We start from the raw sequence: 20,819 nt of genomic DNA on the forward strand, positions 1-20,819 counted from the left end.
CTCCCCCCCCCCCTGGGTTTTCGTTTCGTTGTGGTTTTTTTGTTGTTGGTGGCTCTCTTCTCGACTATTTTGCTCCACATTACACCCCCCCCCCCCCCCCCAACTACCCCGGCAGAGCCGAACACCCGCTCCAACCAGCCGTTCCAGAACCGGCGGTCCGGGTCGAAGCGGCGGACGAGGTCCCGGAAGTCGTCCCAGCGCGGGAACTCCGCGCCGGGGTCCATGGTCGCGAAGAGTTTGCCCCAGTGCGGCCGGGTGCCCGCCGGAAGCCGTTCCTCCAGGTCGGGTAGGAGCTCGCGGACGCCGGCAGGGTCGGCGTTCCAGGTGAAGTGCAGCGCCAACGTGTCGGTTCCGTAGGCGGGGGAGAGCCAGAGGTCGTCGGCGGCGACGGCACGGATCTCAGCGACCTGCAGCAGCGGCCGGACGCGGTCGGCGAGCGACCGGACGGCATCGACCGCCTCCTGCGCGCGATCGAGCGGCACCAGGTACTCGCTCTGCAGCTCAGCGCCGACGCTCGGCTGGAAGTCGAGCCGGAAGTGGGGCAGCCGTTCGTGCCACGGTCCAGGTACGCCGAGCTGCTCGGTGCACGGCGCCGGGTCGAGACTGGGGACGACGTGCCGCGGCCGGGTCGCGAGCACCGTCCCGGGGAGATCCGGCGTCGTCGAGCGCGACTTCACCCAGACCCGGGCGACCGCCCCGTCCGGTTCGTCGGTCCACCGCGTGAAGATCGACACCGAGTAGGCCGCGCCGAGGATCTCGGTGAGGTGTTCTCGCAGGTCAGCGTAGGTGAGACCCTCGTGGACCGTCTGCGCGACCTGGTAGGTCGGCGAGGTCAGCAGCTCGATATGGGTCACGATCCCCAGGGCACCGAGGCCGACGACGGCCCCGGCGAAGTCGGGTTCCCCGGCCGAGAGGCGCACCAGGTCGCCGCGGCCGTCGACGATCTCCAACGCGGTCACGGAGGTGGCCAGCGAGCCGTTGCCGACCCCCGAGCCATGAGTGCCGGTCGCGACCGCGCCGGCGACGGAGATGTGGGGGAGCGAGGCGAGGTTGGGCAGCGCCCGCCCGCGCTCCTGCAGCCAGGCGGCGAGCTCGCCGTAGCGCATCCCACCAGGCACCCGGACGACATCGCCGACCAGGCTCGGTGACTCCTCCAGGCCGTCGAGCGACACCAGCACCCCCGGTGTGTCCGCGAGGTCGGTGAAGGAGTGCCGGGACCCCAGTGCGCGCAGCCGCGGCTCGCGCCGCACGAGGTCGCGTACGTCCTCCACGGAACGTGGTCGCACGAGCTCGCGCGCGGTGTAGTCGTAGCTGCGAGCCCACGTCGATCCGGGAGCTTCGCGGGCCGGGTTCTCGGTGCGCATGGGACCGGATCGTAGCCGGGGAACCAGCTTCGGTTCGCGTGGTCAAATCCGTTGGGTCCCCGGTCGCGGCTGAATCCGAGGAGCACCCAGCCTTCGGGAAGCCCACCTTCCAGGTGGCGTATGTTGAGCACGGCGGCCATCGAACTGTTTGGAGTGTGGCGGTGAACGAATCGATACCTCTCATCGCATCGAGGATCCAGTCAGCTCCGCAACAGGTCGCCGCGGCGATCAGGCGCTCGATCCTCGACGGATCGCTGACGCCGGGGACCCGGCTCCCCGCGGAGGAAGATCTGGCGGAGACGTTCGGGGTGAGCCGTCCCACCGTCCGCTTGGCTCTTCGGTCGTTGCGTGACGTCGGAGCGATCACGACGCGGCGAGGTCGCGGCGGCGGCACCTACGTCACATATGAGGAGCCCTCCTTGCTCGCGCACGGTCTCGGGGAGAACCTCACCCTCTCGCTGGCGGCGACAGAGCTGAGCCACCGCGAGCTACGAGAAGCCCGCTTCGGCATCGAGGTGTTCAACGTCGTGCGGGCGAGCCGCGAGCGCAGGTCCGAGGACCTGGAGCGTCTGGATGAGCTGGAGAAGACCAGACCGAGCGCGTCGCCGGAAGACTGGGCGCGCGACGATGCACTGAGCTACGACCTTGCCCTCCATCGGTGGCTGGCGCAGTGTTCGCACAATCCCCTCACAGTGGCCTTCCTGAACGCGACGATCGTGGCATTTCGGGAATGCGCCTTCGAGCTGGACTCGGTCTCCTCCAGTGTGTTGGTCGCTCACCTGGATGAGGTGGTCGTCGCAGTACGGAACCAGGACGCCGCTGCAGCGGTCCAGGCCATGACACGTCACCTGTCGGCCTCTGGCTGCGTGGAGACCGATCAATCGGGGCCTGTGGTTGACGTCGCGATGGATCTGACCGACGCCATTGCGCTGATCGGCGAATCCGTCCGGAGACCCTCGGACGGGGATGTCCTGATGTAAGTTCTTTGGTCTTTTCTGTGCAATCCAGCGGGAGCACGCTTATGCGAGCTTGCTCCGGTGCCCCACCGGCAGCCGGATTGAACAGGAGGGCAGATGGTCAACTCGCAGCATTCGACTCGGGACCGGGTTCCGGTTGTGGAGTCCGCTCAGCAGCAGGGCCGGTGGAACTCCCTGGTCCGCGCGGACAGGGTGCACCGGACGCTCTACACCGACCCGTCGATCTTCGCCGAGGAGATGGTGAAGGTCTTCGGCGGGGAGTCGTGGGTGTACCTGGCCCACGAGAGCCAGCTTCCGGAGCCGAACTCCTACCTCTCAGTGAACATGGGCCAGCGCCCGCTCATCCTCACACGAGACCGCAACGGCGAGATCCGCGGCATCTTCAACCGGTGTGCGCATCGCGGTGCAACGCTGTGTCGGGACGAGTCGGGCACGGCAAAGAGCTTCCAGTGCCCCTACCACGGATGGACCTTCCGCAACACCGGTGAGCTGGTGGGCGTGCCGTGGCCAGAGGGCTACGGCCCGGACTTCGACAAGGCGCAGTTCGGCCTGCGTACGGTCAATCGGATCGAGAGCTACCGCGGCTTCATCTTCGGCACCCTCAACGACGAGGCCATGTCACTGAAGGAGTGGCTCGGGCCGGTGCTCGGTTGGCTGGACTACTGGATCGACCGTGCGCCGGGCGGCGAGATCATCGTCCGCAGCGCCGCGCACCGGATGGGGGTTCGTGGCAACTGGAAGCTCGCGTACGACAACGCCGGCGATGGTTATCACCCGTCGTTCTCACACCGGTCCTTGCTGGAGATGGCCTCGCGGATGGGTGACGCCAAGGACATGTCCTACTTCGGGAAGACCCCCGACGACGGCCCGATGAAGGCGTACGCACTCGGTCACGGGCACAGCGTCATCGACCAGCGTCCGGCCTATGGCGGACCGGGCAGCTTTTGGGCCAACCAGCGACCGCAACCGGGCCGGGAGAAGTTCGAAGAGCTGATCCGTGAGCAGTACCCCGACGACGCCGACACGCTGTTGGACTTGTGCGTGGGCTCCCAGATCAACCTGAGCATCTTCCCGAACCTGCTCATCATCGGGAATCAGATCCAGGTGGTGGAGCCGCTGGCCGTCGACCGCACCCAGCTGACCTGGCACGCCACCATGGCCGGCGGCGCCCCGGATGAGGTGAACACGCTCCGGATGCGCACCCAGGAAGACTTCCCGGCCTTCGGCGAGCCCGATGACCAGGCCAACTTCGAAGAGGTCCAGCGTGGGCTGGCGGTCGTGGAGGAGGAGTGGATCCTGATGAACCGCGGTCTCGGCACCGGCTGGCAGGAGATCACCGAGGACGGCGTCGTCAAGACCGCCGTCACCGACGAGCTGCACATGCGCCGCTACTACGAAGAGTGGGTCCGGCTGATGGAAGGGAGCCCGGTGTGAACGCCCGGAATCAGTACGCCGACACGTCGTCGTGGTCCTACTACATGGACGCGGACTACTACTCCGAGCTGGCCCGGCTCCGCGAACTGTTCGACGACGACTGGCCGGAGTCCGAACCCGCCGTTCTGCACGAGGCGACCGCCTTTCTGTCCCGGGAGGCTCGGCTGATCGACGAGGGCCGGTTCAACCACTGGCTCGAGCTGTTCAGCGACGAATGTCTCTACTGGGTACCGATCACCCCGGGAGGCGGCGACCCGCAGACCGAGGTCTCGCACGCGTTCGACGATCGACGACGGCTCACCGACCGGGTCTACTGGCTGCGGACGGGCCTGGCCTATAGCCAGATCCCGGCCTCGCGGACACGGCACCTGATCAGCAACGTGGAGGTGCTCGACGTCGCGCCGGGGTCACGGTTGGTCCGGTCGAACTTCGCGGTCTACGAGTTCCGCGCGGGTGCCACCAAGGTCTATGCGGGCTGGTACGCCCACGCGTTGGTCCAGACCGAGCAGGGCTGGCGGATCAAGGTCAAGCGGGCCAACCTGCTCGACTCGGAGCAGTACCACGAGAACCTCACCCTGGTGTTCTGAGCCATGACATCGCCATCCTCTGAGGACCGTGTCGCCGAGCTGCAGCGCGAGAACGCTCTGCTGCGGCTCCGGCTGGACCGGCTGGAGCACGAGATCGCGTCCATGCGGCCGATCATCCAGCAGGTCAAGCAGCTCCAGCTGTGGGACTTCACGCCGTACGGGGTGCACCCGGACGGCACCTGGGTCGCCGTCGATCGGACACGTGCGGCCGAGCTGCTCGCGGCATTGGCCGGCGTGGACCACTGGGAACCGTGGACCACCAGGATCGAGCCGAGGACCCAACGATGACTGCGCCGACGATCCTCGTGATCGGGCACGTCGCCCGGCTGTCGCTCAAGAGTCTCGAGTCGGCTGCCCGGTTGCACGGTCTCGTACTGCACGTGGTGCGACCGTTTCTCGGCGAACGGCTGCCGGCCACGGTTGTGGACTACGCAGGGGTGGTCGTGCTGGGCGGTCCGCAGAGTGCGTACCACCTCGCACGGCACCCGTACCTGGCCGACGAGATCGCCTTCGTCGCTTCCGCCCACCGCGCACGGGTTCCGGTTCTGGGTATCTGCCTGGGCTCCCAGCTGCTCGCTGCCGCACTGGGTGGCAAGGCGCTCCCGGGCGATTCGGGACTCGAATGCGGCTTCATCGATGTGCTGCCAGTGACCGGGGAGGGGGCCGGGATCGCCGGCCGCCACTTCGCGTTCCACTCCGACACCTTCCGTCCTCCGGCGGGCGCGACCCTGCTCGCCACCACGGACAGGTATCCGCAGGCCTGGCGACTGGGCGACTCGCTGGCCCTCCAGTTCCACCCCGAGCTCGACCGATCCGGCGTGAGGTCCCTGCTCGAGGCCGAGACCGTGAAGCTGACCCGCTGGGAGATCGACGTCGACCTCTTGCACAAGGAGAACGCCGAAGAACTGCGCGCGTGGGAAGACGGCATGCGTGTCATCGCTCGATGGATGGGGCGTAGCTCGCTCCGTCCAGACCAATCTCTCTAGACCACCACCAAAGGAGACCCCATGTCCGACAAGTTCGTCCGCAAGTACGCCATCCACTCCGCCGATCAGCTCGCCGAGGCGGAGCGATCCATCGAGACCGTCAACCGCGAGGGGATCGAGATCGTGCGGCTCGTCTGGCCCGACCAGCACGGTCTCCTGCGTGGCAAGGCGTTGACCAAGGCGGCATATCTTGCCGCGCTCGAGTCCGGGACCGATATCACCATGGCGCCGTTCTTCTTCGATCCGGCCAACGCGATCGTCTTCAATCCGTTCACCCCGGACGGTGGTTTCTCCATCGAGGGTCTGGGTGGTTCGCCGAACGTGAAGATGGTGCCCGACCCCGGTACCTTCCGGGTACTTCCATGGGTCGAGAAGACCGCCGTGGTGTTCTGTGACCTCTACATGGCCAACGGAAAGCCGTTCCCGCTCGCTCCTCGGACCATCCTGAAGAACACCCTGTCGGAGTTCGCCAGCAGCGGCTACAGCCTGATCTCAGGCATCGAGATGGAGTGGTACCTCACCCGCGTGATCGACGACGGCCTCAGCCACGGTTCGCTGGGTGCGCCGGGATCTCCGGCCGATCCGCCGCTCGTGGCACCAGTGGCACGGGGCTACAACTACCTGCTCATGGATCACCTCGATGAGATCGACGACGTACTGAGGCCCATCCGCCGGGCGCTGGAGCAGATGGGCCTGCCGCTGCGCTCGATCGACGACGAGTGGGCACCCAGCCAGGTGGAAACGACCTTCGACGTGCTGGAGGGGATCGCCGCGGCCGACTCCGCCGCGTTGTTCCGGATGGCGACCAAGCAGATCGCAAAGCGCCAGGGCTACCTGGCCTCGTTCATGTGCACGCCGGCCATCGCCGGCTTCTACGCCAGCGGGTGGCATCTGCACACCTCGGTCGTCGACGCCGGCACCGGCCGCAACCTGATGGTGCCGACAGACGACGCCCCACTCTCGGAGCTGGGACGTCACTACGTCGGCGGCACGCTCGCCCACGGCGTCGCCGCTTCTGCGTTCACGACGCCGACGATCAACGGCTACCGCCGGCGTCGCCCGTACTCCCTGGCTCCGGACCGGCTCACCTGGGGGCAGGACAACCGCGCCGCCATGATGCGTGTCATCAGTGCCCCCAACGATTCTGCGTCCCATGTCGAGAACCGGGTCGGTGACTCGGCGGCGAATCCCTACCTCTACCTCGCGGCGCAGGCTGCGGCGGGTCACGACGGCATCACCAACCGGATCGACCCCGGACCGATCAGCGAGGACCCCTACAGCGCCGAGGTCGAGCAGCTTCCGGTCACGCTGGCCGACGCAGTGTCCGCGCTCGAAGGCGACACCTTCTACCGGAAGGCGTTCGGGGACAGCTTCATCGACTACTTCGTGACGATGAAGCGCAGCGAGGTGGCCCGGTACGACGCCTGGGTAGGCGAGCACCCCGACGAGGACAAGTACGTCAACGGTGTCACCGATTGGGAACACCGCGAGTACTTCGAGAACTTCTGAGCCAACAGCACGAGTCACAGGGACCAGTCATGCCGAAAGTCATCTACCACGCCCCGGACAGGACGAGCCACGCCGTGGAGGCGCGGACCGGCGCTTCCGTCATGGAGACAGCGATCAAGCACGGTGTCCCCGGCATCGTGGCCGAATGCGGTGGGGCCCTGTCCTGCGCGACCTGTCACGTGTTCGTGGACCCGGCCTGGCTCGACCGGACCGGGATCGCGGCTGACTTCGAGGACGAGATGCTCGATGACGCCGAGTCACCACGGCAACCTCACAGTCGTCTGTCCTGTCAGATCCGGCTGACCGACGAGCACGATGGGCTCGAGGTCACCATCGCCCCGGAGCAGTGACATGACTCAGCACACGGCATCAGAACAGCGCACCGGCATCCTTGTTGTCGGAGGAGGCGAGGCAGGTCTCGCCTTGGCCACGCAGCTGAGGACGTTCGGCTACCGTGAGGCTGTCACCATCGTCGGTGCTGAGACGTACCTGCCTTATCAGCGGCCTCCCCTCTCCAAGGGCTTCCTCAAGGGCACCGAGGACGAAGAGTCGCTGCAGCTTCGCGCGGCGGAGTTCTTCGCAGAGCGGGACATCGAGGTGCGGACCGGTCGCCGGGTGGGAGAACTCGGGCTCTGTATGAACGGCGGCGGTGGTGTCGCGACGCTCGACGACGGAAGCCTGGTCAGCTATAGCGGCCTCGCGTTGGCGACCGGCGCCACCGCCCGCCCCCTCCCGGGAGTCCCTCCGGGACTCGGTGGCGTGCACACGCTTCGGGGCATGGGTGATGCCATCGCTCTGCGGGATGCGCTCGATGGCTCTCCCGAGGTGGTTGTGATCGGGGGCGGCTTCATCGGGCTCGAGGTCGCGGCGACCGCGCGGAGCCGTGGTGCATCGGTGACCGTCGTGGAGACGATGAGCCGGCTGCTGCAACGGTTGTGCGCCCCGCCGCTGTCCGAGCACTGCCTCGAGTTCCATCGTGACGCGGGTATCGAGGTCCTCCTCGACACCTCCGTCGCCGGGCTGCAGGCAAGTGACGGAGCCGTGACCGGGGTCGAGCTCGGCGATGGCAGGATCCTGCCCGCGAGCTTGGTGGTCGTGGGTATCGGCGCAGTACCCGACATCGCGCTCGCTCAGAGTGCCGGCCTCCACTGTCAGCGTGGCGTCGTGGTCGACGCGGCGGGCCGGACCAGCCGCCCTGGAGTGGTCGCGATGGGGGACTGCACCGTCCAGCAGCACCCCCACCGCGAGGACACGCTGCTGGGTATCGAGTCTGTGCACAACGCAGTCGAACAGGGCAAGGCGGCCGCCTGCGCTCTCTTGGGGCTGGACCCCCCGGATCCGGTCACTCCGTGGTTCTGGTCCGACCAAGGCGACCTCAAGATCCAGATGGTCGGAATCTCCGACGGCTATGACGACCATGTGGTCCGTCGTGCGGGGGACCGACTCACGGTCCTCTATTTCCGGCAGGGCAGGCTGATTGCCGCTGAGGTGGCCAACAACCCTCGCGACTTCATGCTCGTGCGGCGCGCGCTCGACAAGGGACACGGCATCGACCGTGCCCGGGCCAAGGACGTGACCGTTTCGCTCAAGGAGCTGATCCAGGAACCATCAGGCCGCGGGTGACCGCGGTCGCTCGTCCCGGCCATCCGTGGCGGCACCCGCGCGGCGGTGGTCTACTGGAGATCGAGCACACGGATCCACCTGGGGAGGACGGATGACCGAGCACGCAGCAGAGGCAGACCTGGAGGAGCAGGCGACCGACGTCGTGGAGGAGGCCGTCGACGACGAGGCGCCGCTGGACGCCGAGGAGACGGTGACCTCGACGCCGGACGACGTCGACGAGGCCGACTACGCCGAGCAGAAGCACGACGCAGGCAGCCCCGAGGACGACTACGACTACTGGGCCTAGGAGTTCTGCGGGAACCCCAGGTTGATCCCGCCGTGCGAGGGGTCCAGCCACCGGGTGGTGACCGCCTTCTCCCGGGTGAAGAAGTCCAGCCCCGCCGGGCCGTACGCCTTCGCGTTCCCGAACAGCGACGCCTTCCACCCGCCGAAGGAGTGGTAGGCGACAGGCACCGGGATCGGTACGTTCACGCCGACCATTCCGACCTGCACCTCACGCTGGAACCGCCGGGCGGCGCCGCCGTCGTTGGTGAAGATCGCGGTGCCGTTGCCGAACTGACCGGAGTTGATCAGCTCCAGGCCCTCCTCGTAGCCGGAGACGCGGACGACCGAGAGCACCGGGCCGAAGATCTCCTCGGTGTAGACGGTGGACGTCGTGGGGACCCGGTCGACCAGCGTCGGTCCGACCCAGAACCCGTTCGGGTCGCCGTCCACCTCGATCCCGCGACCGTCGACGACGACCTCGGCCCCGTCGGTGGCAGCCACGTCGACGTACGCAGCCACCTTGTCGCGGTGGGCGCCGGTGATGAGCGGTCCCATGTCGGTGCCCCGGGTGCCGTCGCCGGTCTTGAGCGTGGCCATCCGCGAGGTGATCTTCGAGATCAGGCTGTCGGCCACCGAGTCGACCGCGAGCACGACGGAGATCGCCATGCAGCGCTCGCCGGCCGACCCGAAGCCCGCGTTGACCGCCGAGTCGGCGACCAGGTCGAGGTCGGCGTCGGGCAGCACGAGCATGTGGTTCTTGGCGCCGCCGAGCGCTTGGACCCGCTTGCCGGCGGCGGTGCCGCGCTCGTAGACGTAGCGGGCGATCGGGGTGGAGCCGACGAAGGAGATCGAGGCGACGTCGGGGTTGTCGAGGAGCGCGTCGACCGCCTCCTTGTCGCCGTGCACGACGTTGTAGACGCCGTCGGGCAGCCCTGCCTCGGACCACAGCTCCGCGATCCAGCTGGACGCGGTCGGGTCCTTCTCCGAGGGCTTGACCACGACCGCGTTGCCGGCAGCGATCGCGATCGGGAAGAACCACATCGGCACCATGGCGGGAAAGTTGAACGGGCTGATGATGCCCACCACGCCGAGCGGCTGCTTGAGCGTGGTCACGTCCACGCCGGAGGAGACCTGCTCGGAGACCGTGCCCTTGAGCAGGTGGGAGAGCCCGCAGGCGAACTCGACGACCTCGAGCCCGCGGGCGATCTCGCCGGCGGCGTCGGAGAGCACCTTGCCGTGCTCGGCGGTCAGGATCTCGGCGAGCTCGCCCTTGCGGGCGTTGAGCAGCTCGCGGAACTTGAAGAGCACGGCCGTACGCCGCGTCAGCGAGGTCTCGCTCCACTCTTCGAACGCCTTCTTGGCCGCGGAGACGGCGGCGTCGACATCGGCGGCCGCGGCGAAGCGTACGCGTTTCTGGACGGTGCCGAGAGCCGGGTTGTAGACGTCGCCGAGGCGGGTGCCGGTGCCGGGGTTGGTGGCCCCGCCGATCCAGTGGTCGAGGATGGGGAGGTCGGTCATGTCATGCGTCCTTACTGAGCTGCTTACAGGGAGCCGAGCACGTCGTCGTAGATCGAGATCGCCTCAGCGACCTCGTCGGGCGTGACGACGCACGGGGGCACCACGTGGATGCGGTTCTCCATGGTGAACGGGATCAGGTTGCGGGCGATCAGCTCGGACTTGATCCGGCCCATCGTCGCGGCCGGGAGCGGCTCGCGCGTCCCGCGGTCGGTGACGAGCTCGAGGGCCCAGAAGACCCCGGTGCCGCGTACCTCGCCGATGACGTCGTGCTTCTCGGCCAGCGAGGCGAGGCCGGGGGCGATGTGGTCGGTGCCGATCGTCGCGGCGTTGTCGACGATGCCCTCCTCGTTCATCGCCTCGATGGTCGCCACGATCGACGCCATCGCGAGTGGGTGGCCGGAGTAGGTGAGCCCGCCGGGGAAGACCCGGTCGTCGAAGGTCGCCGCGACCGGGTCGGAGATGATCACCCCGCCGGCGGGTACGTAGCCGGAGTTGACCCCCTTGGCGAAGGTGATCAGGTCGGGGACGACGTCGTAGGCGTCCAGGGCGAGCCACTCGCCGGTGCGGCCGAAGCCGGCCATGACCTCGTCGAGGATGAGCATGATCCCGAACTCGTCGGCCAGCGCCCTGACCCCGGGAAGGTAGCCCGGCGGCGGGATCATGATCCCGGCGGTGCCGGGGATGGTCTCGAGCAGGATCGCCGCGATCGATGCCGGCCCCTCGGACTCGATGACCCGGCGCAGGTGGCGCAGCGCGCGCTCGGACTCCTGCTCCGGCGTGGTCGCCCAGAACTCCGAGCGGTAGAGGTAGGGGCCGAAGAAGTGGACGTGGCCGCGAGCGTACTCGTTCGGGATCCTGCGCCAGTCGCCCGTCGCGACGATCGCCGCACCGGTGTTGCCGTGGTAGGAGCGGTAGGTCGAGAGCACCTTGTCGCGGCCGGTGTGGAGGCGCGCCATCCGGATCGCGTTCTCGACCGCGTCGGCACCGGCGTTGGTGAAGAAGACCTTGTTGAAGCCCACCGGCGCGATGTCGGTGATCCGCTCGGCGGCCTCGCCACGGGTCAGGTTGGCGGTCGTCGGCGCGATCGTGGTCAGCGTCTCGGCCTGCTTCTTGATCGCCTCCACCACCTTGGGGTGCTGGTGGCCGATGTTGGTGTTGACCAGCTGGCAGGAGAAGTCCAGATACGTACGTCCCGAGTGGTCCCACACCCGCGAACCCTGGCCGCCGGCGATGACCAGCGGTTTCAGCGACGCCTGGGCGGACCAGGAGTGGAAGACGTGTGCCCGGTCGAGATCGTAGGCGCGGGCATCGAGGGCGGGGTCGGGGGTGACCCCCGCTGACGTGGTTTCGGCGCTGGTCAAGGCTGTCCCCTGGGGTGCGTGGGCGGACATGATCTGGATCCTCACTCTACGCCGGAAACGGCAACGTAGCCGCCGAACCGGAGTACTGATTACGACGGTATATTAGGTCGACGGCTACGTTTTCGTTACAATGAGGTGCCATATACGACTGAATCACGCGCCACCGGCGGTGACCTCCACCTCGATGGGCGTGAAGTCGGTGCCCTGGGTGTCGACCTCGTCGCCGAGCTCGTCGAGCGCCTTCTCGATGTACTCGTTGGAGTAGGCCGTCTCCGGCGGCGCCTTGGTGATCAGCTTCTCGCCCTTCTCGTTGGTCGCCGAGAGCGCGCCGTCGACGGTCTGCTTCCAGGCCGCCTCGTCGATGACCCCGACCCCGTTCTCGGCCGGCCAGATGAGCTTGTTGGTCTCGTTGAGCATCCACAGCTCGTGCGAGGGACCCCAGGTGGACTCGTGCTCGGCCATGGTCGGGGCGACGTCCTCGGCGTTGTCGCGGGCGTAGGCCCAGCCCTTGACGACCGCCTTGAGGAACTTGACGGTCGTCTCCTCGTAGTCGGCGTCGGAGGAGAGCCGCTCGGTGTCGGCCCACAGCGCGTCCTGGAGCATCGCGCCCTCGGTGTCCTCGTAGGAGATGACGTTGAAGTCGGCAGGCTGGTAGAGCTCCCCGGTCTCGGGGTTCTCGGCCTCCAGCAGCTGGGCGTACTCGTTGTAGGTCATCGCCTGTGCCGCGTCGATGTCACCCTGCAGGAACGCGTTCATGTTGAAGTCCTGGGTGACGATCGAGACGGACTTGGAGTCCAGCCCCTCGGCGGCCATCGCGGCGAAGATCTCCCACTCGTTGCCGAAGCCCCACGAACCGATCTTCTTGCCCTCGAAGTCCGCGACGGACTCGATACCGGAGTCCGCCCAGGAGACCTGCAGCGTGCCCGAGCGCTGGAAGATCTGGGCGACGTTGGTCAGGTTGGCGCCGCCCTCGATCGAGCCCAGCACCTTCGGCACCCAGGCGACCGCGTAGTCGACGTCGCCGTTGGCCAGGGCGTCCTGCGGCACGATGTCGCCACCCGAGGGGATGATCTCGACCTCGAGGCCCTCGTCCTCGAAGAAGCCTTGGTCCAACGCCGCGTAGTAGCCGGCGAACTGTGACTGCGGCAGCCACTGCAGCTGCAGCTTGACCTGGGTCAGGTCGCCCTCGCCGTCACCCTCGCTCCCGGAGCCGCCGCACGCGGCGAGCCCCAACGTCAGTGCCACGGCGGCCGCGGCAGCGAGTCCTTGTCGTATGAAACTGTTCATTTCTCCTCCGGTGGTCGAGCTTGTCGGGACCACCTCCGCGCCACACTGCGAGAAGGAGGCCGTACGCCGCCTAGCGGCTCTCTCCTGACGGATAGGCCCTGCGCGCGAGCCGCTCCAGTGCGGCCGTGAGCGCGAAGACCAGCAGTCCGAGCACGATCGCGCCCCCGACGTACGCGAATGCCCGGGCATGGTTGGAGGTCGCGGCGTTCTTGATGGCGCTGCCGAGACCGTTGTTGACCCCGCCGAAGTACTCCGCGACCAGCGCCGAGATGACGGCCAGCGACCCGGCCAGGCGCAGCCCGGTGAGGGTGTAGGGCACCGCGACCGGCAGCGTCACGGTGCGGAAGCGCTGCACCGGCCCGGCGGCGTACGTCCTCATCAGGTCGCGCTGCAGGGGAGTGGTCTGCCGCAGGCCGCGGAGGGTGTTGACGAAGACCGGTACGAACGCGGCGATCGCGCCGATGATGCGCCGCGGGGTCTCCTGGTCGGTGCCGAGCATCGTGTAGAGCAGCGGCGCGATCGCGACGATCGGGATGACCGCGATGATCGCGACCAGGGGGCCGAGCATGCCGTCGAAGAGCCGGGTCGCGGCGGCCACGCCGGCGAGCGCCACGCCGAGGACCGCGCCGGCGGCCAAGCCCCACAGCGCGTTGGCCGCGGTGACCCAGAAGGCGGCGCGGATCGGCGCCCAGCTCTCACCGAGTGCGGTGACGACCTCACCGGGACCGGGGAGGAAGAAGGTGCCGATGCCGAGCACGTCGACGGTGAGCGTCCACAGGGTCAGGCCGATGAGCCCCACGACCAGCGGGGCGAGCAGGCGCGTGGGCGACAGCGTCATGAGCCCGCTCCGGAGGCGGGTCCGGAGACGGGGCCGGAGACGGGTCCGGCGTGCAGCGCCTCGCGGACCTCGGTGACCAGCTCGTAGAAGCGCTCCGACTCGCGCAGCCCCTCGTTGCGGACCACCTCGGGACCGAGGCCGGTCTCGACGATCCGGGTGATCCGGCCCGGCCGCGGCGACATCACCACCACCCGCTCGGAGAGGAAGACCGCCTCCGGGATCGAGTGGGTGACGAACACGACCGCGGCGCCGGTCTCGCGGACCAGCCGGGACAGCTCGGTCTGGAGCCGCTCGCGGGTCATCTCGTCGAGCGCGCCGAACGGCTCGTCCATCAGCAGCAGCCGGGGCTGCTCGGCGAGAGCCCGGGCGATCGCCACCCGCTGTTGCATGCCGCCGGAGAGCTGGTCGGGGTAGTGCCCGGTGAACTCCTCCAGCCCGACCAGGGCGGCGAGCTCGGCGACCCGCTCCTGCCGTCGGCGCTTGGAGACCTTGTGCAGCTCGAGCGGCACCGCGATGTTGCCGGCGACCGTACGCCACGCCAACAGTCCCGCCTGCTGGAAGGCGATCCCGTAGTCCTGGTCCTTGCGAGCACGCGCCGCGGTCTTGCCGAACACCTGCACGGTCCCCGCCGTCGGGCTCTCGAGATCGGCCACCAGCCGCATCAGTGTCGACTTGCCGCAGCCCGAGGGCCCGATCAGCGAGACGAACTCGCCCGGTGCGACGCTCAGGTCGATGTCGGCCAGCGCGTGCACCTGGCCCTGCTTGCTCGGGAACTGCTTGGTCACCCCAGCCAGCGAGACGGCGGCGGTGGCACGATCCTCACCGTTCTTCGAGGGCGGTGCAGTCGAGGGGGAGTCGGTGGTCACGGTCGCCTTCTCGTCGTCGATCATGTCGCCTCGCCCCGCCGGTAGCGCCGCAGCGCGACGCCGATGAGCCAGACCACCCCGGCGGCGAGCAGCCCGAGCACGGCCGCGCCGAAGATCGGCGCCCAGGCCTTCGCCGGGTCGCCGGAGGCCTGGCCGCCGTAGCCGATCAGCTTGCGGCCGATGCCGTCCAGGTAGGCGATCGAACCCTCCGCCACCACCGTCCCGACCACGGCGGCGGCCGCCGCCAGCCGCAGGGCGGAGAGCAGGTAGGGCACGGCGGCGGGCAGCTTGACCTTGCGCACCGTGGGCCAGTAGCCCGCGTCGTACGTCCGGAAGAGCTCGCGCTGTTGCACGGTCGGTGACTGGAGCCCGCGCAGCGCTCCGACGGCGATCGGGAAGAAGGCGAGATAGGAGGCGATCACGGCGACCGACATCCACGCCGGCCACTGCCAGGTGCCGATGGAGATGTTGGAGCCCCACGACTTCACCATCGGCGCGAACGCGATCAGCGGCACCGTCTGGGACAGCACGATCCACGGCAACAGGCCGTGCTCGGCGAGCCGGAACCGGTCCATGGCCAGCGCCAACGCGAGTCCGACGACGGTGCCGACGAGCAGCCCGACGCAGGCGATCCCCAGTGACACCAGGGCCGCCTGGAGGACGACGAGCCACAGCGGTGAGGAGGTCGAGGCGGAGGTCTCCGGCTCGAGGAGCCGGGTGGCCATCTCCCACACGTGCGGCATCGCCAGGTCGGTCGCCCGCGGCAGGATCCGCGCCTCCCCGATGCCCCAGCCGGCCTCGGGGCCGAACCGCTTGTAGCCCTCCCACAGCGCCACGACCAGGGCCAGCCCGAGCAGTCCGTCGACCGTCCGGGTGACCCCGGTGACAACGCGCCCCACGCTTACGCCTTCGCAGTGACGGGGCGGTTGACCCGCGGGATCACCAGATCGCCGTACGCCGCCAGGGTCTGGTCCATCGCGTCGTGCTGCAGGTAGACGGCGAACTGGTCGACCCCGAGACTCTTGAGCCGCTCGAGCTTGGCGACCTGCTCCTCGACCGACCCGAGGAGGCAGAACCGGTCGACGATCTCGTCGGGCACGAACTGGGTGTGGGTGTTCTCCGCCCGGCCGTGCTCGTTGTAGTCGTAGCCCTCGCGGTCCTTGATGTAGTCGGTGAGCGCCTGCGGGACGGCGCCGCTGCCGTACTTGGACACGATGTCGGCGACGTGGTTGCCCACCATCCCGCCGAACCAGCGGCACTGTTCGCGGGCATGATGCAGTGCCTCGGTCGACCCGTCGGTCACGTAGGCGGGTGCGGCCACGCAGAAGGTCAGCGACTCGGGGTCGCGGCCGGCGTCGGAGGCGGCCTTCTTGACCGCCCCGATCATCCACTCGGTGATGTCGGGGTCGGCCAGCTGCAGGATGAACCCGTCGCCGACCTCTCCGGCGGCCTTCAGCGCGAGCGGGCCGTAGGCCGCGATCCACACCTCCAGCTCGGAGCGTTTGGCCCACGGGAACTGCAGCGTGGTGCCGTTGACCTCGACCGGGCGCCGGTTGGCGAGCTCGCGGATCACCCGGGTCGCCTCGCGCATCTCCCGGATCGTCGACGGTTTCCCGTTGAGCACCCGAACCGCCGAGTCGCCGCGCCCTATCCCGCACACGGTGCGGTTGCCGTACATCTCGTTCAGGGTCGCGAAGACCGACGCGGTCACCGTCCAGTCGCGGGTCGCCGGGTTGGTCACGAACGGGCCGACCTTGATCGTGCGGGTCTCGGCGAGGATCTGGCTGTAGATGACGTACGGCTCCATCCACAGCAGATGGCTGTCGAAGGTCCACACATGGTCGAAGCCGTACGCCTCGGCCCGCTTCGCCAGGTCGACGACCCGCCAGGCGGGCGGGTTGGTCTGGAGGACGACACCGAAGTCCATCGCGTCACACCAGGTATTGGGAGAGGTCGCGCTTGAGGTAGCTGCCGTGGCCCTTGGTGCCCTTGAACTCGCCGTCGGCGACGACGACGGACCCCCGCGAGAGCACGACGTCGACGTGTCCGTCGATCTCGTAGCCCTCCCAGGCGGAGTGGTCCATGTTCATGTGATGGGTCCGGCCGTCCCCGATGCCGATGGAGGTGTGACCGTTCGGGTCGTAGACGACGATGTCGGCGTCCGCCCCCGGCGCGATGACCCCCTTGCGGCCGTAGAGCCCGAACATCCGCGCCGGCGTGGTCGCGATCAGCTCCACCCACCGCTCGAGCGTGATCTGCCCGGTCACCACGCCCTGGTAGAGCAGGTCGACGCGGTGCTCGATCGACCCGATCCCGTTGGGGATGGCCCGGAAGTCGTCCTTGCCGAGCTCCTTCTGCTCCTTCATGCAGAAGGGGCAGTGGTCGGTGGAGACCATCTGCAGGTCGTTGGTGCGCAGCGCCTGCCACATCGCGTCCTGGTGGCCCTCCTCGCGCGAGCGCAGCGGGGTCGAGCAGACCCACTTGGCTCCCTCGAAGTCGCCCCACTCCTCAGACCTCGCGCCGAGCTGGTCCTCGAGGGAGAGGTAGAGATACTGCGGGCAGGTCTCGCCGAAGACGTTCTTCCCGTGGTCACGGGCCGCGGCCAGCTGCGCGACCGCCTGCTTGGCGCTGACGTGCACCACGTAGAGCGGAGCTCCGGTCACGTCGGCGAGCATGATCGCCCGGTGGGTGGCCTCCTCCTCCATCTGCCAGGCCCGCGCGATGCCGTGGTAGTAGGGAGACGTCTTGCCGGACTCGGCCAGCTGGGCGGCGAGCACGTCGATCGCCGGTCCGTTCTCGGCGTGCATCATCGTCAGCAGCCCGTGGTCGGTGGCCTTCTGCATCGCCCGTAGCACCTGCGCGTCGTCGGAGTAGAAGACTCCTGGATAGGCCATGAACAGCTTGTACGAGGTGATCCCCTCGTCGACGAGCGTGTCCATCGCCTTGAGCGCGTCGTCGTCGACCCCGCCGATGATCTGGTGGAACCCGTAGTCGATCGCGCAGTTGCCGGCGGCGAGCTCGTGCCAGTGCGCCAACCCGTCCTGTACGCGCTCTCCGTAGCGTTGCACCGCGAAGTCGATGATCGTCGTGGTGCCGCCCCAGGCCGCGGCCCGGGTGCCGGTCTCGAAGGTGTCGGAGGCGTTGGTGCCGCCGAACGGCAGCTGCATGTGGGTGTGGGCGTCGACGCCGCCGGGGATGACGTACTTCCCGGTCGCGTCGATGGTGACCTCGGCGTTGATCTCGCCGAAGGGACTGGCACCGGGGGAGATGAGCGCGACGATCCTCTCGCCGTCGACGAGCACGTCTGCCTGGGTGCGCCCGGTCGCGGAGACGACCGTGCCGCCCGTGATGAGCGTGGTCATGGGCCCTCCTCAGGGTCGGGGGATGGCGGCGTACGAATCGGGCCGCCGGTCGCGGTAGAACTGCCAGTCGTCGCGCATCTCCTGGACCATGGTCATGTCCAGGTCGCGGACGAGCAGCTCCTCCTTCTCGCCCGAGCCGAGGTCACCCACGAAGTTGCCGCGCGGGTCGATCACCTGGGAGGTGCCGTAGAAGTTGACCGCCTCAGGGCCGTACTCGTTGTCCTCCAGCCCGACCCGGTTCGGCTGGAGCACGAAGTAGCCGTTGGCGACCGCGGCGGCCGGGCCCTCGATCTGCCACAGCCGGTTGGAGAGCCCGGGCTTGGTGGCGTTGGGGTTGAAGACCATGTGGGCGCCGTTGAGCCCGAGCTCGCGCCAGCCCTCGGGGAAGTGGCGGTCGTAGCAGATGTACATCCCCACCTTCCCGACCGCGGACTCGAAGACGGGATAGCCCATGTTGCCGGGGCGGAAGTAGAACTTCTCCCAGAACTTCTCCACGTGCGGCAGATGGTTCTTTCGGTACTTGCCGAGGATCGTGCCGTCGGCGTCGACGAGCACGGCGGTGTTGTAGTAGATGCCGGTGTCGGCCTCCTCGTAGATCGGCAGCACCATCACGATGCCCAGCTCCTTGGCCAGGCTCGCGAAGCGCTGCACGATCGGTCCGTCGGCAGGCTCGGCGTAGCGGTAGTACTTCTTGTCCTGGGTGATCCCGAAGTAGGGCCCGTAGAAGAGCTCCTGGAAACACATCACCTGGGCGCCCTGCGCGGCGGCCTCACGCGCGAAGCCCTCGTGCTTGTCCAGCATGGAGGCCTTGTCCCCGGTCCAGGTGGTCTGGCTGATTGCGGCTCTGACGATGGTCATGCAACTACCTCCCGACTCTCATACAAGCACGCCGCCGCGACCCGTGGGGTCACGACGGCATTTTTGCTCGATACGAGGTGGTGGTTGAAACCCTGTTGCGCTAGGCGGCTGTCGCCGGATGACGTACGACGACGTGCTCGACCGCCCGGGCGAGCTCCTCGCGGAGCTCGGGCGCGAGCTGGGGGCAGTCGACGGAGAGGAACAGCTCCATCGCGGAGCGGGTCGCGCGGGCGCGCTCGCCGGGCGTGCCCTCAGGGAGGGTCGGCGCGATCTCGGCGAGATGGGCGCTGGTCTCGACCACGGTGTTGCAGTCGTGCGGGGTGAGTGGGGCGCGGGCCTCCCGGCCGGCGCGGACGAGGACGCTGAGAACCTCCACCTTGGCGGCGGTGGTCAACGACATAGCGCTCCTCGACGAGTCGAACAGATGCGACCCCACACCGTCCGCGTTGTGCGACGACATGTATCTCCTCGGTGGGACGTGTGCCTCCCCCGAGGCACTCTCGCCCACTCCAACGAGCAGGGGAAGGGATCGGTGACGCCCTTGGGTGCTTTGTAACTGACCTGTGGGCCAACCCGTGAGTAGCCTATAGAAATGCTGGTTCTGGTGTTGCAGATCGCCTCGCGTGGGGCGACCCGGCACAATTGAGCCCATGAGTTCTCCTGGGGGCGCCGGCATCGGCGGCCTGATGGTCGAGACCGAGGCCGATGTCGTACGCCGCCAGGCACTGCGCCGCATGCGCATCGTCGCCACCGGGCTCCTGGTCGTGGCCGCCATCGTCTACCTGCTGACCCTGCGGCTGGACGGGTTCTGGGGGTTCGTGAACGCGGGCGCCGAGGCGTCCATGGTCGGCGCGATGGCCGACTGGTTCGCGGTCACCGCGCTGTTCCGTCACCCGCTGGGGCTGCCGGTGCCGCACACCGCGCTGATCCCGAAGCGGAAGGACGAGCTCGGCGCCAGCCTGGAGGAGTTCGTCCAGGACAACTTCCTCCAGGAGGAGACCATCCGCGAGCGGCTCGGCGTCGCGATGCCGTCGCTGCGGCTCGCGCTGTGGCTCTCGGAGGAGCCCAACGCCAAGCGGGTCGTCGACGAGGTCTCCACCGTGGTCGCCGACGGACTGTCCCGGATCAGCAACCGGCACATCGTCGAGATCATCCAGGACGGCTTCGTACCTCGCCTGCGCGAGGAGCAGATCGCGCCGCTGCTCGGCGGCACCCTGCAGGCGGCCCTGGACGACGGCGTCCACCACGGCCTGGTCGACTTGGCGCTGGTCGAGCTGCACGGCTGGCTCGAGGAGAACGAGGAGATCGTCACCGAGGTGCTCGGCGAGCGGGCGCCGTGGTGGACGCCGCAGGTGCTGCGCGAGCCGGTGACCGCCCGCATCCACGTCGAGCTGGTCCGCTGGATCGCCGACATCCGCGACGACCCCGAGCATCGCGCCCGCAAGGCGATCGACGCCATGCTCGCCGACCTCGCCGACAACCTGCAGCACGACGAGGCCACCATGGAACGCGCCGAGCGGCTCAAGGAGCGGGTGCTCGACCACCCCGGCGTCATCAACACAGCCATCTCCATCTGGGACGCGCTACGCCGTGCGCTCACCACGTCCCTGCGCGACCCCGATGGCGTCGTCCGCCGCCGCGCCCTGGACGAGGTCGTCCGCTACGCCCAGAAGGTCGTCCTCGACGAGACCCTCCAGCGCCGCTACGACGCCCTCGCCTCCGACGTGGCCGTCTACGTCGTCAAGCGCTACGGCCGCGAGGCGACCACCGTCATCACCCACACCATCCAGCGCTGGGACGGCAAGCAGGCCGCCCGCCGCATCGAGCTCTTCGTCGGCCGCGACCTGCAGTTCATCCGCATCAACGGCACCATCGTCGGTGGCCTCGTCGGCGTGATCATCCACACCGTCGCCGTCCTGGTGGGGTGACCCGCCTAGCCCGAGGCGTCAGTTAGGTCGGTCGAGACGTCAGGTACGTCGGTCGAG

At 68.3% G+C, this 20,819-nt stretch carries 21 protein-coding genes; 10 read left to right on the top strand and 11 right to left on the bottom strand.

Annotated elements, in window-relative coordinates; translation table 11 throughout:
- A partial coding sequence (locus ACIRON_RS08135; RefSeq protein ID WP_402991364.1) for an FAD-binding protein occupies positions 1-1,364 on the bottom strand: 1,364 nt, incomplete at its 3' end.
- Between the two features lie 38 nt (positions 1,365-1,402).
- Here ACIRON_RS08135 and ACIRON_RS08140 point away from each other — a divergent pair.
- From ACIRON_RS08140 to ACIRON_RS08180, 9 genes are all read left to right on the top strand, one after another.
- On the top strand, positions 1,403-2,344 hold the full coding sequence (locus tag ACIRON_RS08140; RefSeq protein ID WP_402991367.1) for a FadR/GntR family transcriptional regulator: 942 nt from the start codon (positions 1,403-1,405) through the stop codon (positions 2,342-2,344).
- Between the two features lie 135 nt (positions 2,345-2,479).
- On the top strand, positions 2,480-3,775 hold the full coding sequence (locus ACIRON_RS08145) for a Rieske 2Fe-2S domain-containing protein (RefSeq protein WP_402991370.1): 1,296 nt from the start codon (positions 2,480-2,482) through the stop codon (positions 3,773-3,775).
- Entirely contained in the window at positions 3,772-4,362 is a 591-nt protein-coding gene (locus ACIRON_RS08150; RefSeq protein ID WP_402991373.1) for an aromatic-ring-hydroxylating dioxygenase subunit beta, read from the top strand. The genes ACIRON_RS08145 and ACIRON_RS08150 overlap by 4 nt, the downstream gene beginning before the upstream one ends.
- A 3-nt stretch (positions 4,363-4,365) precedes the next feature.
- Positions 4,366-4,650 carry a hypothetical protein gene (locus ACIRON_RS08155; RefSeq protein ID WP_402991376.1) on the top strand — a complete coding sequence of 95 codons (285 nt, stop codon included), beginning with the start codon at positions 4,366-4,368 and terminating at the stop codon, positions 4,648-4,650.
- Positions 4,647-5,348 carry a type 1 glutamine amidotransferase gene (locus ACIRON_RS08160; RefSeq protein ID WP_402991379.1) on the top strand — a complete coding sequence of 234 codons (702 nt, stop codon included), beginning with the start codon at positions 4,647-4,649 and terminating at the stop codon, positions 5,346-5,348. Before ACIRON_RS08155 ends, ACIRON_RS08160 begins: the two co-directional genes overlap by 4 nt.
- Before the next feature lie 21 nt (positions 5,349-5,369).
- Entirely contained in the window at positions 5,370-6,857 is a 1,488-nt protein-coding gene (locus ACIRON_RS08165; RefSeq protein WP_402991381.1) for a glutamine synthetase family protein, read from the top strand.
- 29 nt (positions 6,858-6,886) lie between these two features.
- The gene (locus ACIRON_RS08170; RefSeq protein ID WP_402991384.1) at positions 6,887-7,207 is read left to right on the top strand and encodes a 2Fe-2S iron-sulfur cluster-binding protein; all 321 of its coding nucleotides are present in this window, start codon (positions 6,887-6,889) and stop codon (positions 7,205-7,207) included.
- A gap of 1 nt (position 7,208) precedes the next feature.
- A complete protein-coding gene (locus tag ACIRON_RS08175) occupies positions 7,209-8,480 on the top strand; it encodes an NAD(P)/FAD-dependent oxidoreductase (RefSeq protein WP_402991386.1) in 1,272 nt (423 codons plus the stop codon).
- A 91-nt stretch (positions 8,481-8,571) separates the two neighbouring features.
- On the top strand, positions 8,572-8,766 hold the full coding sequence (locus ACIRON_RS08180; protein ID WP_402991389.1) for a hypothetical protein: 195 nt from the start codon (positions 8,572-8,574) through the stop codon (positions 8,764-8,766).
- Here the strand turns inward: ACIRON_RS08180 and ACIRON_RS08185 are convergent.
- The 10 genes from ACIRON_RS08185 to ACIRON_RS08230 form a co-directional block, all read right to left on the bottom strand.
- A complete protein-coding gene (locus ACIRON_RS08185) occupies positions 8,763-10,262 on the bottom strand; it encodes a CoA-acylating methylmalonate-semialdehyde dehydrogenase (protein ID WP_402991392.1) in 1,500 nt (499 codons plus the stop codon). The genes ACIRON_RS08180 and ACIRON_RS08185 overlap by 4 nt on opposite strands.
- Before the next feature lie 23 nt (positions 10,263-10,285).
- A complete protein-coding gene (locus tag ACIRON_RS08190; RefSeq protein ID WP_402991395.1) occupies positions 10,286-11,623 on the bottom strand; it encodes an aspartate aminotransferase family protein in 1,338 nt (445 codons plus the stop codon).
- A 153-nt stretch (positions 11,624-11,776) separates the two neighbouring features.
- Positions 11,777-12,910 carry an ABC transporter substrate-binding protein gene (locus ACIRON_RS08195; protein ID WP_402991398.1) on the bottom strand — a complete coding sequence of 378 codons (1,134 nt, stop codon included), beginning with the start codon at positions 12,908-12,910 and terminating at the stop codon, positions 11,777-11,779.
- 70 nt (positions 12,911-12,980) lie between these two features.
- Positions 12,981-13,748, bottom strand: a complete 768-nt coding sequence (locus ACIRON_RS08200; RefSeq protein ID WP_402991401.1) for an ABC transporter permease — start codon at positions 13,746-13,748, stop codon at positions 12,981-12,983.
- Positions 13,745-14,638, bottom strand: coding sequence for an ABC transporter ATP-binding protein (locus ACIRON_RS08205; protein WP_402991404.1), 894 nt, complete (start codon positions 14,636-14,638; stop codon positions 13,745-13,747). The genes ACIRON_RS08200 and ACIRON_RS08205 overlap by 4 nt, the downstream gene beginning before the upstream one ends.
- Positions 14,635-15,513 (bottom strand): ABC transporter permease, encoded by an 879-nt coding sequence (locus tag ACIRON_RS08210; RefSeq protein WP_402991407.1) that lies wholly within the window; start codon positions 15,511-15,513, stop codon positions 14,635-14,637. Before ACIRON_RS08210 ends, ACIRON_RS08205 begins: the two co-directional genes overlap by 4 nt.
- A 2-nt stretch (positions 15,514-15,515) precedes the next feature.
- The gene (locus ACIRON_RS08215) at positions 15,516-16,541 is read right to left on the bottom strand and encodes a TIGR03842 family LLM class F420-dependent oxidoreductase (RefSeq protein ID WP_402991410.1); all 1,026 of its coding nucleotides are present in this window, start codon (positions 16,539-16,541) and stop codon (positions 15,516-15,518) included.
- 4 nt (positions 16,542-16,545) lie between these two features.
- Positions 16,546-17,976, bottom strand: a complete 1,431-nt coding sequence (gene hydA, locus ACIRON_RS08220; protein WP_402991413.1) for a dihydropyrimidinase — start codon at positions 17,974-17,976, stop codon at positions 16,546-16,548.
- Between the two features lie 9 nt (positions 17,977-17,985).
- On the bottom strand, positions 17,986-18,834 hold the full coding sequence (locus ACIRON_RS08225; RefSeq protein ID WP_402991416.1) for a nitrilase-related carbon-nitrogen hydrolase: 849 nt from the start codon (positions 18,832-18,834) through the stop codon (positions 17,986-17,988).
- Positions 18,835-18,934: 100 nt separating this feature from the next.
- Positions 18,935-19,234, bottom strand: a complete 300-nt coding sequence (locus ACIRON_RS08230; RefSeq protein ID WP_091050916.1) for a hypothetical protein — start codon at positions 19,232-19,234, stop codon at positions 18,935-18,937.
- A gap of 250 nt (positions 19,235-19,484) precedes the next feature.
- Here ACIRON_RS08230 and ACIRON_RS08235 point away from each other — a divergent pair, with 250 nt between their 5' ends.
- Positions 19,485-20,762, top strand: a complete 1,278-nt coding sequence (locus ACIRON_RS08235; RefSeq protein WP_402991419.1) for a DUF445 domain-containing protein — start codon at positions 19,485-19,487, stop codon at positions 20,760-20,762.
- Positions 20,763-20,819: the final 57 nt, after the last annotated feature.

The organism is Nocardioides sp. NPDC101246 (assembly GCF_044767415.1).
Lineage (GTDB): Bacteria > Actinomycetota > Actinomycetes > Propionibacteriales > Nocardioidaceae > Nocardioides.